Raw genomic sequence first — 12,084 nt, forward strand, 5'->3', positions numbered from 1 at the left:
AGCGCCTGCGAATCCGAAGGACTACTCCGCCGCCTCGCTGTGGCCGAGGCGGGCGTTGAGCTTGTGGATCAGCTCCTCGGCCGCATCGGCGATGACGGTGCCCGGCGGGAAGATCGCCTCGGCGCCGGACTTGGTGAGTGCGTCGTAATCCTGCGGCGGCACGACACCGCCGACGATGATCATGATGTCCTCGCGTCCCTGCTTCTTCAGCGCGGCCTTCAGCTCCGGCACCGCGGTGAGATGGGCGGCCGCCAGCGACGAGACGCCGAGAATATGCACGTCGTTCTCGACCGCCTGACGCGCCGCCTCGTCGGCGGTGGCAAACAGCGGCCCGATGTCGACGTCGAAGCCGATGTCGGCGAAGGCCGACGCGATCACCTTCTGGCCGCGGTCATGGCCGTCCTGGCCGATCTTGGCGACCAGGATGCGTGGACGCCGGCCCTCGGCCTCCTCGAACGCCTCGATCAGCGCCTGCAGCTTCTCGGCTTTGCCGGACATGGCGGCAATCTCCCGCTTGTAGACGCCGGTGATGGACTTGATCTCGGCGCGATGGCGGCCGAACACTTTCTCCAGCGCGTCGGAGATCTCGCCGACGGTCGCCTTGGCGCGCGCCGCGTCGATCGCCAGCGCCAGCAGATTGCCGTTGCCGTCGCCAGCCGAGCGCGTCAGCGCGGCCAGTGCGGCATCGACCTCGGCCTGCTTGCGCTCGGATTTCAGCCTGGAGAGCTTGTCGATCTGCAGCCGGCGCACGGCGGAATTGTCGACCTTGAGCACGTCGAGCGGCGGCTCGTCGGTCGGCTTGTATTTGTTGACGCCGATCACCGACTGCCGGCCGGTGTCGATGCGGGCCTGCGTCTTGGCCGAGGCCTCCTCGATGCGCAGCTTGGGCACGCCGGCTTCGATCGCCTTGGCCATGCCGCCGAGCTCCTCGATCTCCTGGATGTGGCCCCAGGCCTTGGCGGCGAGATCGCGGGTGAGACGCTCGACGTAATACGAGCCGCCCCAGGGATCGATGATCCGGGTGGTGCCGCTCTCCTGCTGCAGGAACAATTGGGTGTTGCGGGCGATGCGCGCCGAGAAGTCGGTCGGCAGCGCGAGCGCTTCGTCGAGCGCGTTGGTGTGCAGCGACTGCGTATGGCCTTGCGTCGCCGCCATCGCCTCCACCGCGGTGCGCACCACGTTGTTGTAGACGTCCTGCGCGGTCAGCGACCAGCCCGAGGTCTGGCTGTGGGTGCGCAACGACAGCGAGCGCGGATCCTTCGGATTGAACGGCTTCAGGAGCTTCGCCCACAACAGCCGCGCGGCGCGCAGCTTGGCGACCTCCATGAAGAAGTTCATGCCGATCGCCCAGAAGAACGACAGCCTTGGCGCGAAGCGGTCGACGTCGAGCCCGGCGGCGATGCCGGCGCGTAAGTATTCGACGCCGTCGGCCAGCGTGTAGGCGAGCTCGAGATCCTGCGTCGCGCCGGCTTCCTGCATGTGATAGCCGGAGATGGAAATGGAATTGAACTTCGGCATCTTCTGCGAGGTGAAGGCGAAGATGTCGGAGATGATCCGCATCGAGGGCGTCGGCGGATAGATGTAGGTGTTGCGCACCATGAACTCTTTCAGAATGTCGTTCTGAATGGTGCCCGACAGCTTTTCCGGCGGCACGCCTTGCTCTTCGGCGGCGACGACGAACAGCGCCAGGATTGGCAGCACTGCGCCGTTCATGGTCATCGACACGCTCATCTGGTCGAGCGGAATGCCGGCGAACAGCGTGCGCATGTCGTAGATCGAGTCGATCGCGACGCCGGCCATGCCGACATCGCCGCCGACCCGCGGATGATCGGAATCATAGCCGCGATGGGTGGCGAGATCGAATGCGACCGACAGGCCCTTCTGTCCCGCGGCGAGGTTGCGCCGGTAGAAGGCGTTGGAATCCTCCGCGGTGGAGAAGCCGGCATATTGCCGGACCGTCCAGGGCTGGTTGACATACATGGTCGGGTAGGGACCGCGCATAAACGGCGCGATACCCGGCCAGGTGTCGAGGAAGTCGATGCCGGCGAGATCAGCCTCGCCATAGGCGGGCTTGACGGGAATGCCTTCGGGCGTCAGCCACGGTTCGGCGCTGCCCGCCGGCGCAGGGGCTGCCGTGGGCGCGAAGGCGATGTCGGCGAAATCAGGTATGCGGCTCATTCCCTGGCGTCCTCAATTGCGGCTCTGTTCAGTTCGTCGCCGAACGTTGTTCTTGTACACCGGATCGTCAAAGCCTCTGCCTTGCTACGTCTTCGCCATGGACGAGGTCCATGCCCATGGCGCGGATCGCAGCAGCCACCACACAATACATTCAACTGCGAAGATGATGATGAGCGTCCAGATCATGGTCCTCTCCAACATCTCCAAGCTGATGCCTGACCAGGTCGCTCAATCATGGTCCGGATGCTGATGGCTGACGATGGTAGCCATCTTCTCCGGCCCGTAATTCTGCTGCGTGGTCTGGCTCGGCAAATTGGCGATCGCAACCACCCAGCCGAGTCGGGATTCCGAACCGAACTGGCGGGTCGGCACGACACGGTCGGGCCGGTCGAAGGTTCCGGTCATGATCTCGATCCGCGGTCCATCGATGCCGCCGAAGCCGAGCGGCGTGCCGCAAGCGGGGCAGAAATACCGATCGGCGATCGAGGAGGAGTGGAACGTGGCAGGCGTGCCGCGTGTCCAGGTCAGGTTCTCGCGATTGATGTCGGCCAACGATGCGAACGGCGCCCCCGAGGCCTTCTGGCACATCCGGCAATGGCAGATGCTCACGCGCGTCGGCGCCGCCGTCAGCGCGTAGCGGATCGCGCCGCATTGGCAGCCGCCGGTCAGGACGGGTTTGCTCGCCTCGGTCATGCTCACTCCAGATGCGTATAGGCGTCTTCGAGTGTCTTCAGCGCGTCGCCGCCGGCGAACACGAAGCTGCCGATTCCGGCCTCGCGCAGCGCAGCCTCCTGCTCGCCGCCGCGGCCTGCCAGATAGATATGTCGGGCGCCGGCGGCCTGAAGGGCTTGGGCCACGGGAACCGCGGTCTCCGCATAGACCTTGTCCGACGAGCAGAGGCAGACGATGGCGGCTCCCGACGCGCGGTACGCGTCGGCGAGCGCGGCCGGATCGGCGCCGCCCGGGCCGTCGACCGCTGTGATGCCGCCGGCTTCAAAGAAGCTGCGGGCGAAGGTGGCGCGCGCGGTGAAGTCCGCGGCGGTGCCGAGATTGGCGAGGAAGATGGCGGGCCGCTGGCCTTTGCTCTTGAGCAGGGCGTCAGAGCGGTCGCGCAGCCGTTCGAACGCGTCCGCGAGACGGATCGGCGCGAGCGCAGCAAAGGTAAGAGCAGCCTTGGCAGCCGGTTGCGGAGCTAGCGATGCGACCGCGTCGACCGCGACCTCGGCCTCATTGAGGTTCGGAAACTCGCTGGCGCCGGTGAGCACGTCGCGACGCTTGGCGAGATTGGCGTCGCGCGCCTGTTTCACCGCGGCGATCTTCGACTGGATCAAGCCGGCCTGCAGCGCGGCCACGACACCGCCGGCTTTCTCGATCTCCTGGAACAGCGTCCAGGCGGCGGTGCTCAGCTCGTTTGTCAGCGCCTCGATGCCGCCGGCGCCAGCCGCGGGATCGGCCACGCGGGCGAGATTGCTCTCTTCGAGCAGCACCAATTGCGTATTGCGCGCGACGCGGCGCGCAAAGGCATCGGGCAGGCCGAGCGCCGCGGTGTGCGGCAGAACCGTGATCGCATTGGCGCCGCCGAGGCCGGCTGCGAAGGTCGCGATGGTCGCGCGCAGCATGTTCACATAGGGATCGCGCCTGGTGAGCATGCGCCACGCGGTCTCGCCGGAGATGAAGAGCGGCTTGGGTGCCAGCCCGCACGCGGCCTCGATGCGCGCCCACAGCCGGCGCAGGCTGCGGAACTTCGCCAGCGTCAGGAACTGATCGGTGTCGGCGGCGAGCCGCGCATAGATCATGTCGCGCGCAGTCTCCAATGCGACGCCGCCGGCTTCGAGCGCGCGCAGATAAGCGACAGCGGAGGCGAGCACGAATGCCAGCTCCTGCGCCTCCGATCCGCCGGCATCATGCACGACGCGTCCATCGGCCGCGAGGAACGGGCCCTTGAAGCCGCCAGCGTGCAACTGCTTGACGAGTTCGACGGCGCTGCCGGCGAGCTTCGCTGCATCATGCGCGCTGGCGCCGCGGCTGGCCGCGTCGCCGATCGGATCGAGGCCGAAGCGGATCTCGCAAGCCGCCGGCGCAAAGCCGCGCTGTCTGACGTCGGCGGCCAGCAGCGAGGCTGCCGATATCGAGGACTCGCCGAGCTGCAATTCAATGGCAATCGCAGCGTCGAGATGGACGCTCTGAAGCGCGCGCGCCAACGCGTCCGCGGTGGCGGCGAGCCCGAAGCCATGCGCGGCATTGGCGCCGGCAAAGACCAGCGTCAACCCGGTCGCGCCATTTTCCAGGTCGAGCAGGGCCTGCGCGTTGGCCTTGGCCGGATCGGGATGATCGACGCGCTGCATGATCTGCCACGCGGCGGCTGGCGCACGTCCGACGACGGGGGCGGCGTCCTTGGCGCGCGGGTAGATCGGCTGGATCTTGAGTCCGTCATAGGTCTTGCCGACCAGTTTCTCGAACGCCACGCCCTTCAACACGCCATCGACCAGCTTGCGCCAGTCCGCCTCGCTGGCCGGCGCGAAATCGGCGGCCAATCGCAGCTGTTCGGTGTCGGTCGTCATGCGGCTCGTGTCTCCCGGGCGTCTGTTATCGCGATTATTGTGGCGCAAAATGCCACGTCGCGACCGCCAAGCCAAACGGTTGTTTGGCCGGAGATGTCAGCTATTCGGCTGACGGCAACGCCCGGATTCCGTCGCGCGAAACGCCCCGCAGCGCCTCGTCGACCCGGCGGCCGGCGATCCGGCGATCCGGGGCGATCTCCGCCAGCGGCACCAGCACGAAGCCGCGCTCGAACAGGCGCGGATGGGGCAGGGTGAGGTCGGGCGTGTCGATGGTCAGGTCGTCATAGGCGATGAGATCGAGATCGAGCGTGCGTGGACCCCAGCGGGTCTCCTGGGCCCGGTTACGGCCGAACATGCGCTCGACCTCGTGCAGTTTCGCGAGCAAAGCCTGCGGTGCCGTGGTGGTCTCGATGGCGATGCAGGCGTTGACGAAGGGCGGCTGCTGCTCCTCGCCCCATGGCGGGGTGACGTAGTCGGATGACCGCGCCACAAGGCGCGCGGATGCGCGCCGGCAGATCTCCGGAATGGCCTCCCGGAAAGTCGTGCGGACATCGCCGACATTGCCACCGAGAGCAATCAGCGCGCTGGCCATCGCGTCACGGATGCCGCGAACGTGTCAGCACCACGCCGACATCCTCGAAGATGGCGGCGATCGGAGCATGCGGCTTGTGCACCGTCACCTTGACCGCGCGGATGCGGGCGAAGGTCGCCAGGATCGCATCGGCCACCGCGCCGGCGGCGCGTTCGAGCAGGCGGTAGTTCGTGTCCTTGAAGGCCGCGGTCGCGGTCTCCACCACGTCGGAATAGGACACGGTATCGGCCAGGCGGTCGCTGCGCGAGGAGGCCGACAGGTCGGTGTCAAGCTCGAGGTCGATGACGAAGCGCTGGCCGACTTCGCTCTCATGCTCCATCACGCCGTGGCGCGCATGGATCAGGACGCCTTTGATGAAAATCCGATCGGTCATCGCTGTGCCTCGATTGCCGCGGCCACACGCACGGCTTGAACGGTTTCGGCGACGTCATGCGCCCGGATGATCGCAGCGCCGCGCTGAGCGGCCATCAGATGCGCCGCGATCGATCCGCCGAGACGCTCTCGGGGCTCCGACTCCACCACGGTGCTGATGAAGCGCTTGCGCGAGGCGCCGACCAGCAGCGGCAGTCCGAAGCGCGCCAATTGATCGAGCCGCGCCAGCGCCGTCATACTCTGCTGTGGCGTCTTGCCGAAGCCGATACCGGGGTCGAGCACGATGTTGCCGGCAGCAATGCCGGCCTTGGCGGCGATCTCGAGCGAGTGCGCGAAGAACCGGAGCATGTCCTCGATGATGTCGATGTCCGGATCGACCGTGACGCGGTTGTGCATCACCACGACCGGCGCGCCGTGCACGGCGACGATCGCGGCCATTGCGGGATCACGCTGCAGGCCCCAGACATCATTGGCGATCTGAGCGCCCTGGTCCAGCGCGTAGGCGGCAACTTCAGCTTTCATGCTGTCGATGGACACGGGCACGCCAAGTGCAACGATCGCCGGCAGGACGGGGCGCAGGCGGGCCAGTTCCTCCGCAGCGGTCACCGGCTCCGCACCCTTGTAGGGCCGGGTCGATTCGGCGCCGATATCGATGATCTCGGCGCCCGCCGCGATCATGCTTTTCGCCTGGGCGATGGCGCGGTCCGGTGCGTCAAAACGGCCGCCATCGGAGAAGGAATCCGGCGTGACATTCAGGATGCCCATCACCGCCGGATAGGGGCGTGCCAGCCACGGCCGCAGCAGCGGGTGGCTTGATGCGAGATCCGATGCGGCGTGCGGCGAAATGGCGCTCATGGCCGCCGCTTTGCGCGGTTGCTACGAGCGAGTCAAGGTGTCGCGCTGCAACAGCCGCGCGCATCCCGCCAGCCGCCGTTCAATAGCTGATCTTCGGCTCCAGCCGCCGCGCTTTTTCGATCAACTGCCCGACCGATTTCTCCGACGGCAGGATGCGAACCAGCTTCCGCCTTGTGTTCACTTCCTTGATGTTCTGCGCCAGCCGGGCGGGATTGCGGTGCGCCAGCTCGCGCACCGTGGTGACGCCGGCGGCCCGCACCAGGCAGACCTTGGCCCGGCCCATGCCGGGAATGCGCATGTAATCGGCGGCATTAGCCCAATCGAGCAGCAGCTGCTCGCTGATGCCGGTCTTGGCGGCGAGCGCCTTGCGGCCTTTGACCGTGCGGGCGGCTTCGAGGAACGAGTCGGTGGTCCGGATGCCCAAGGCTCTCAGCTTCGAGGCATAGAAGGACGTCATGCCTTCGAGTTCGGTGATTGGATATGTCATGAATACTCAGGCGAGAAGGTGCTGCGGACGACGATGCTTCAGGCGAAGCGGCCCAGGCTGGGCGCGCTTGCCAGCATCCTGCCGATCGGGACGGTCGCGCTGAGGTGGCGGCCGAGCCCTGATGGCTCAGCTTCAAGCCGTCGATGCGGCTGATGGTGCGATCCGTCGGTGCGAAGACCCTCAAGCGAAACGCGGAAAGGCCATTCGATGGACCTTTCAGGCACGGCGCCATCGATGCCAGCCATTCTGGCCAGCGGCTCAATCAGCTCGCTCATGTGAACCCCGTCTTCATCCGGTCCCCCACGACCGGACGTCCTCGCTGAAATTCATCTTGATCGGACCAACCGTGAATTACAAGCGAGGAGCTGGCTCGCGTCGCGAATCGATTCGCGAACTGTTGCAGCGATGCAAGACCAGGTGGCGAGTCTACCGTTGAATGTGCAGCTTGCGTGCATCGCATGCTAAGAAGAGCACCGGTCTTACGAACAGGTGAAGCGGTCGGCGCTGGTTCCAAAACATGAAACTAAAGTATGTTAGTGCGCACGATGCTTGCAGCACACGCGATGCAGCCGATCATATATAGAAAGACGGATCATCATGGCACCATCCGGAACGTCACTGGGCGATACCGACGACAAGATTTTCGTGGGTGGCGGCGAGCAGCCGGCGTGGTTGACACTGGCGTTTGCCAATCGCCATGGTCTCGTGACCGGAGCGACCGGAACGGGCAAGACCGTGTCGCTGCAGGTGATGGCCGAGGGCTTTGCGCGCGCAGGTGTTCCTGTCTTTGCCTCCGACATCAAGGGCGATCTCTCCGGGATCTCTCGGCCGGGTGAGCCGAAGGACTTCATCCTCAAGCGCGCCGGCGAACTCGGACTGACCTATCAGGCCGATGAGTTCTCGACGGTATTTTGGGATGTGTTCGGCGAGCAGGGCCATCCGGTGCGCGCTACCGTCACCGAGATGGGCCCGCTGCTGCTTGCGCGCATGCTGGATCTCAACGATGTCCAGGAAGGGGTGCTCAACGTCGCGTTCCGCGTCGCCGACGAGAACGGCCTCGCCTTGATCGACATGAAGGATCTGCGCGCGCTGCTCGACGCCATCATTCCGGAGGCCGGAAAGAAGGGCGCGGATGCGGCAGAAGATCCGCTGGCGCCGATCCGCAAAGCGGCCCAGTCGTTCGGCAACGTGACGCGCGCCACCGTCGGCACGATCCAGCGCCAGCTGCTCGTGCTCGAGAACCAGGGCGGCACGAAGTTCTTCGGCGAGCCGGCGCTGTCGCTGAAGGACTTCATGAAGACCGACCGCGACGGCCGCGGCATGATCAACATCCTGGTTGCCGACAGGCTGCTGCAGAATCCGCGGCTCTATGCAACCTTCTTGCTGTGGATGCTCTCGGAGCTGTTCGAGGAACTGCCCGAGGTGGGCGATCTCGCCAAGCCGAAGCTGGTGTTCTTCTTCGACGAGGCGCATCTGCTGTTCAACGATGCGCCCAAGGCGCTGATGGACAAGATCGAGCAGGTGGTGCGCCTGATCCGTTCAAAAGGCGTCGGCGTCTATTTCGTCACGCAGAACCCGCTCGACGTGCCGGATCGCGTGCTCGGGCAATTGGGCAATCGCGTGCAGCATGCGCTGCGCGCCTTCACGCCGCGCGACCAGAAGGCTGTCGCGGCGGCCGCCGAGACGTTTCGTCCCAATCCCAAGCTCGACACCGCCAAGGTGATCATGGAGCTCGGCAAGGGCGAGGCGCTGGTCTCGTTCCTGGAGGGCAACGGGACGCCGGCGATCGTGGAGCGCGTGCTGATCCGGCCGCCGTCGGCGCGGATCGGACCGATCACGCCCGAGGAACGCAAGGCGATCATGGACGCGAGCCCCGTCAAGGGCAAATACGACACCGAGATCGACGCCGAGTCTGCCTATGAGCTGCTGCAGAAGCGGATCGCCGGCACGGCGGCAACGGCGGACGCATCGTCCGGCAGCGTATTGGGCAAGATCGGTGACATCGCGGCGACCATCTTCGGCACCAACGTCAAGCGCGGGCAATTGTCGACCACGCAGGTGATCGCGCGCAATGTCGCGCGCCAAGTCACCGACAAGGTGGTGGGCGGCATCGCCGCCGATCTCGGCAAGCAGGTCGGCGGCTCGCTGGGCAGCTCGATCGGCCGCAGCCTGGTGCGTGGCGCACTTGGCGGATTGCTGCGGCGCTGATGTCAGACCCGTTCCCGGTCGGCGCGATGTCATCCGCGCCGGCAGGGGACATGCGGCATTCTCCGCCGTCGCATGAGGCTGGCCCGGGCCGCGCAACGGAGCTACAAGCGGCCAATAGCCGTCACATGCGAAGGATCCAGTGGCCATGGCCAATGCGCAGCTTCAATCCGTTCTCGATCACATCGATGCCGATTTCGACAACAGTCTGGACCGGCTGTTCCAACTGATCCGCATCAAGTCGATCTCGGCCGATCCGGCCTTCGCAGCGGATTGCAAGGCGGCGGCTGATCATCTTGCCAAGGACCTGTCGACGCTCGGTTTCGCGACCGAAGTGCGTCCGACCGCAGGCCATCCAGCCGTGGTCGGCAAGAGCAACGGCCATGGCGCCGCCAAGCCGCATGTCCTGTTCTACGGACATTACGACGTGCAGCCGGTCGATCCGCTCGAGCTGTGGCACCGGCCGCCATTCGAGCCTGTCGTCACCGATCATGCCGACGGCCGCAAGATCATCGTCGCGCGCGGGGCCGAGGACGACAAGGGTCAGCTGATGACCTTCGTCGAGGCCTGCCGCGCCTGGAAGAAGGTGACCGGATCGCTGCCGCTCGACATCACCATGCTGATCGAAGGCGAGGAGGAGGTCGGCTCGAAGAACTTCGTGCCGTTCCTGGAGGCCAACAAGGACGAGTTCAAGGCCGACTTCGCGTTGGTCTGCGACACCGGCATGTGGGACCCCAACACGCCGGCGATCACCACCTCGCTGCGCGGGCTCTTGTACGAAGAGGTGAAGATCAAGGCGGCCAATCGCGATCTGCATTCGGGCGTGTTCGGTGGCGGCGCGCGCAACCCGATCCGGGTGCTGACGGAAGTTCTCGGCGGCCTGTTCGATGAGAATGGCAGGATCACCATCCCCGGCTTCTATGACGGCGTGAAGGACGTTCCGCCGGAGGTTCTGGAGCAGTGGAAGAAGCTGAACCTGACGCCCGAGAGCTTCCTCAAGCCCGTCGGTCTCTCGATCCCCGCTGGCGAAAAGGATCGCCTGCTGATCGAGCAGATCTCCTCGCGGCCGACCTGCGACATCAACGGCATCTGGGGCGGCTATATCGGCGAAGGCTCCAAGACCGTGATCCCGTCGCTGGCGCATGCCAAGGTCTCGTTCCGTCTCGTCGAGGGCCAGGATCCGCTGAAGATCCGCAAGGCGTTCCGCGACTACGTGTCGGCGCGCATTCCCGGCGACTGTTCCGTGGAGTTCGGCGACCATTCCGCGGGTGCGGCGATCGCGCTCGACTGGACCATGAAGCCGCTCGCCGCCGCCAAGCAGGCGCTGACCGAGGAGTGGGGCAAGGAGACCATCCTGATGGGCTCGGGCGCGTCGATCCCGATCGTCACCGACTTCAAGAAGACGCTCGGGCTCGACTCGCTGCTGGTCGGCTTTGGTCTCGATGACGACAACATCCATTCGCCGAACGAGAAGTACGACCTCAAGAGCTATCATAAGGGCATCCGCTCCTGGGCCCGCATCCTCGCGGCGCTCGCGGAGATGCCGCGCTAACAGGCCGGCGCGAACGCCTCAGGCCGCGGTCAGCTTCTCGGCCGCGACCTGATCGATGCCGGCATATTTGCGCAAGGCTGCGAGATTGGCCTCTGCCGAGGCCAGTCTCCAGCACGATTTGCCGCTCGACTTGGCATCATAAAGCGCGGCGTCGGCGGCAAACAGCAGAGCCTCGGCATCGCTGCCGTGCTCGGGTGCGGCCGCAATGCCGATGCTCATGCCGATATGCACGCGCGCGCCGCCCGGCAGCACCACCGGCGCAGTGATCATCTCGATGATGCGTTCGCCGAGCGCCAGGGCGTGGTCGATCGACGGATCGCTGACCAGCACGACGAACTCGTCGCCCCCGATCCGCGCAATCAGGTCGGCCGGAGACACGACCTGCCGCAGCGTCCGGCCGACGATCTTCAGCAGTTCGTCGCCCGCCGCATGGCCAAAGGTGTCGTTCACCGGCTTGAAGCCGTCGAGATCGAGATAGAGCACGGCGAAGCGCTGGTCCGCATCGGCCTTGCCCGCGAGCTTTCGTTGCAAGGCCTCGATCAGGCCGGCACGGTTGGACAGGCCCGTGAGCGGATCGCGCAGCGCCCGCTCATCGCTCTCGGTCTTGGCGCGCATGACCGCGACGAGCATCTTGTTCAGGCGGAATGCCGCGCCGGTCATCGCCACGAAGTACACCGGCATCTGCAGATACATCACGAACAGCAGCGGTTCATGGGAAATCGCGACACCCGGGAGCACCGGGCCGATGCTGCACAGGATCATCGTGCCGACGAGGCGTGGCGCACTGAAATTGCGAAAGCAGATGCCGCCGACCATGGCCGCCGACGAAATGCAAGCGAGCGAAGCCGCGACCCAGTCGCCCGACGCCAGGCTGATGCCGACACCGAAACCGACGCTGGCGCTCCAGGCCACCGAGAGCAGGATGTGGACATCGGTCGGGGTCGTGAGCTTGTGACGTGACCTGCGATAGGCGATCATCATCACGATCAGCCGAGACAGGCAGATCACGAGCTCCAGGGCAAGCCAGCTGATGAACAGGGCAGTCGGTGTGCGCAGTGCGAGCGCTGCCGCGACGGCCACGGTGTTGATGGCGCCACCGGCGAACACGGACCAGCAGCCATAGAGCTCGCCGATCAGGGCGAGCCGATCGTCGGGAGATACCGGATATCCCGGGTCTGCCAGCCAGCGCGTCACGCGCCAGCGTGGCAAACTGAAAGCCAGACCGTCACCCCGCATGTCATTACCTCCGCCCTCGCGCTCACTAAGGGCAAGGCGCTTAACA

Annotated in this window: 11 protein-coding genes; 2 read left to right on the forward strand and 9 right to left on the reverse strand. The window is 65.7% G+C overall.

Translation table 11 applies throughout. The features are described 5' to 3' along the window. Nucleotides 1-21: 21 nt before the first annotated feature. From scpA to HL671_RS12875, 8 genes are all read right to left on the reverse strand, one after another. A complete protein-coding gene (gene scpA, locus HL671_RS12840) occupies nt 22-2,178 on the reverse strand; it encodes a methylmalonyl-CoA mutase (protein WP_172236590.1) in 2,157 nt (718 codons plus the stop codon). A gap of 228 nt (nt 2,179-2,406) precedes the next feature. Then, nucleotides 2,407-2,871: a GFA family protein gene (locus HL671_RS12845; protein WP_172236591.1), complete on the reverse strand. Its 465-nt coding sequence runs from the start codon at nt 2,869-2,871 to the stop codon at nt 2,407-2,409. A gap of 2 nt (nt 2,872-2,873) precedes the next feature. After that, nucleotides 2,874-4,739, reverse strand: coding sequence for a methylmalonyl-CoA mutase family protein (locus HL671_RS12850; RefSeq protein ID WP_172236592.1), 1,866 nt, complete (start codon nt 4,737-4,739; stop codon nt 2,874-2,876). 100 nt (nt 4,740-4,839) lie between these two features. Continuing rightward, complete coding sequence (folK, locus tag HL671_RS12855; protein ID WP_172236593.1) at nt 4,840-5,331, reverse strand: 2-amino-4-hydroxy-6-hydroxymethyldihydropteridine diphosphokinase; 492 nt, start codon at nt 5,329-5,331, stop codon at nt 4,840-4,842. Between the two features lie 4 nt (nt 5,332-5,335). After that, nucleotides 5,336-5,704, reverse strand: coding sequence for a dihydroneopterin aldolase (gene folB / locus HL671_RS12860; RefSeq protein WP_012043166.1), 369 nt, complete (start codon nt 5,702-5,704; stop codon nt 5,336-5,338). Continuing rightward, complete coding sequence (gene folP, locus HL671_RS12865) at nt 5,701-6,558, reverse strand: dihydropteroate synthase (RefSeq protein ID WP_172236594.1); 858 nt, start codon at nt 6,556-6,558, stop codon at nt 5,701-5,703. Before folP ends, folB begins: the two co-directional genes overlap by 4 nt. Nucleotides 6,559-6,637: 79 nt before the next feature. Beyond that, nucleotides 6,638-7,045, reverse strand: coding sequence for a DUF4332 domain-containing protein (locus HL671_RS12870; protein ID WP_012043168.1), 408 nt, complete (start codon nt 7,043-7,045; stop codon nt 6,638-6,640). A gap of 38 nt (nt 7,046-7,083) precedes the next feature. Further along, complete coding sequence (locus HL671_RS12875; protein WP_172236595.1) at nt 7,084-7,320, reverse strand: hypothetical protein; 237 nt, start codon at nt 7,318-7,320, stop codon at nt 7,084-7,086. A gap of 322 nt (nt 7,321-7,642) precedes the next feature. On the opposite strand from HL671_RS12875, the gene HL671_RS12880 reads away from it, so the two are divergent. Both HL671_RS12880 and HL671_RS12885 read left to right on the forward strand, forming a co-directional pair. Then, nucleotides 7,643-9,253: a helicase HerA-like domain-containing protein gene (locus HL671_RS12880; RefSeq protein ID WP_012043169.1), complete on the forward strand. Its 1,611-nt coding sequence runs from the start codon at nt 7,643-7,645 to the stop codon at nt 9,251-9,253. Between the two features lie 145 nt (nt 9,254-9,398). Further along, on the forward strand, nt 9,399-10,802 hold the full coding sequence (locus HL671_RS12885) for a M20/M25/M40 family metallo-hydrolase (RefSeq protein ID WP_172236596.1): 1,404 nt from the start codon (nt 9,399-9,401) through the stop codon (nt 10,800-10,802). Nucleotides 10,803-10,820: 18 nt separating this feature from the next. On the opposite strand, the gene HL671_RS12890 is transcribed toward HL671_RS12885, so the two are convergent. Next, nucleotides 10,821-12,038 carry a GGDEF domain-containing protein gene (locus HL671_RS12890; protein WP_172236597.1) on the reverse strand — a complete coding sequence of 406 codons (1,218 nt, stop codon included), beginning with the start codon at nt 12,036-12,038 and terminating at the stop codon, nt 10,821-10,823. Nucleotides 12,039-12,084: the final 46 nt, after the last annotated feature.

This window comes from Bradyrhizobium denitrificans (assembly GCF_013179005.1).
GTDB classification, from domain to species: domain Bacteria; phylum Pseudomonadota; class Alphaproteobacteria; order Rhizobiales; family Xanthobacteraceae; genus Bradyrhizobium; species Bradyrhizobium denitrificans.

What these genes read in the sequence shown, in the direction of transcription:
- scpA (WP_172236590.1), bottom strand. Translation starts at nt 2,178, where the DNA reads ATGAGCCGCATACCTGATTTCGCCGACATCGCCTTCGCGCCCACGGCA.
- folB (WP_012043166.1), bottom strand. Translation starts at nt 5,704, where the DNA reads ATGACCGATCGGATTTTCATCAAAGGCGTCCTGATCCATGCGCGCCAC.
- HL671_RS12850 (WP_172236592.1), bottom strand. Translation starts at nt 4,739, where the DNA reads ATGACGACCGACACCGAACAGCTGCGATTGGCCGCCGATTTCGCGCCG.
- HL671_RS12880 (WP_012043169.1), top strand. Translation starts at nt 7,643, where the DNA reads ATGGCACCATCCGGAACGTCACTGGGCGATACCGACGACAAGATTTTC.
- HL671_RS12870 (WP_012043168.1), bottom strand. Translation starts at nt 7,045, where the DNA reads ATGACATATCCAATCACCGAACTCGAAGGCATGACGTCCTTCTATGCC.
- HL671_RS12890 (WP_172236597.1), bottom strand. Translation starts at nt 12,038, where the DNA reads ATGCGGGGTGACGGTCTGGCTTTCAGTTTGCCACGCTGGCGCGTGACG.
- HL671_RS12875 (WP_172236595.1), bottom strand. Translation starts at nt 7,320, where the DNA reads ATGAGCGAGCTGATTGAGCCGCTGGCCAGAATGGCTGGCATCGATGGC.
- HL671_RS12845 (WP_172236591.1), bottom strand. Translation starts at nt 2,871, where the DNA reads ATGACCGAGGCGAGCAAACCCGTCCTGACCGGCGGCTGCCAATGCGGC.
- folK (WP_172236593.1), bottom strand. Translation starts at nt 5,331, where the DNA reads ATGGCCAGCGCGCTGATTGCTCTCGGTGGCAATGTCGGCGATGTCCGC.
- HL671_RS12885 (WP_172236596.1), top strand. Translation starts at nt 9,399, where the DNA reads ATGGCCAATGCGCAGCTTCAATCCGTTCTCGATCACATCGATGCCGAT.
- folP (WP_172236594.1), bottom strand. Translation starts at nt 6,558, where the DNA reads ATGAGCGCCATTTCGCCGCACGCCGCATCGGATCTCGCATCAAGCCAC.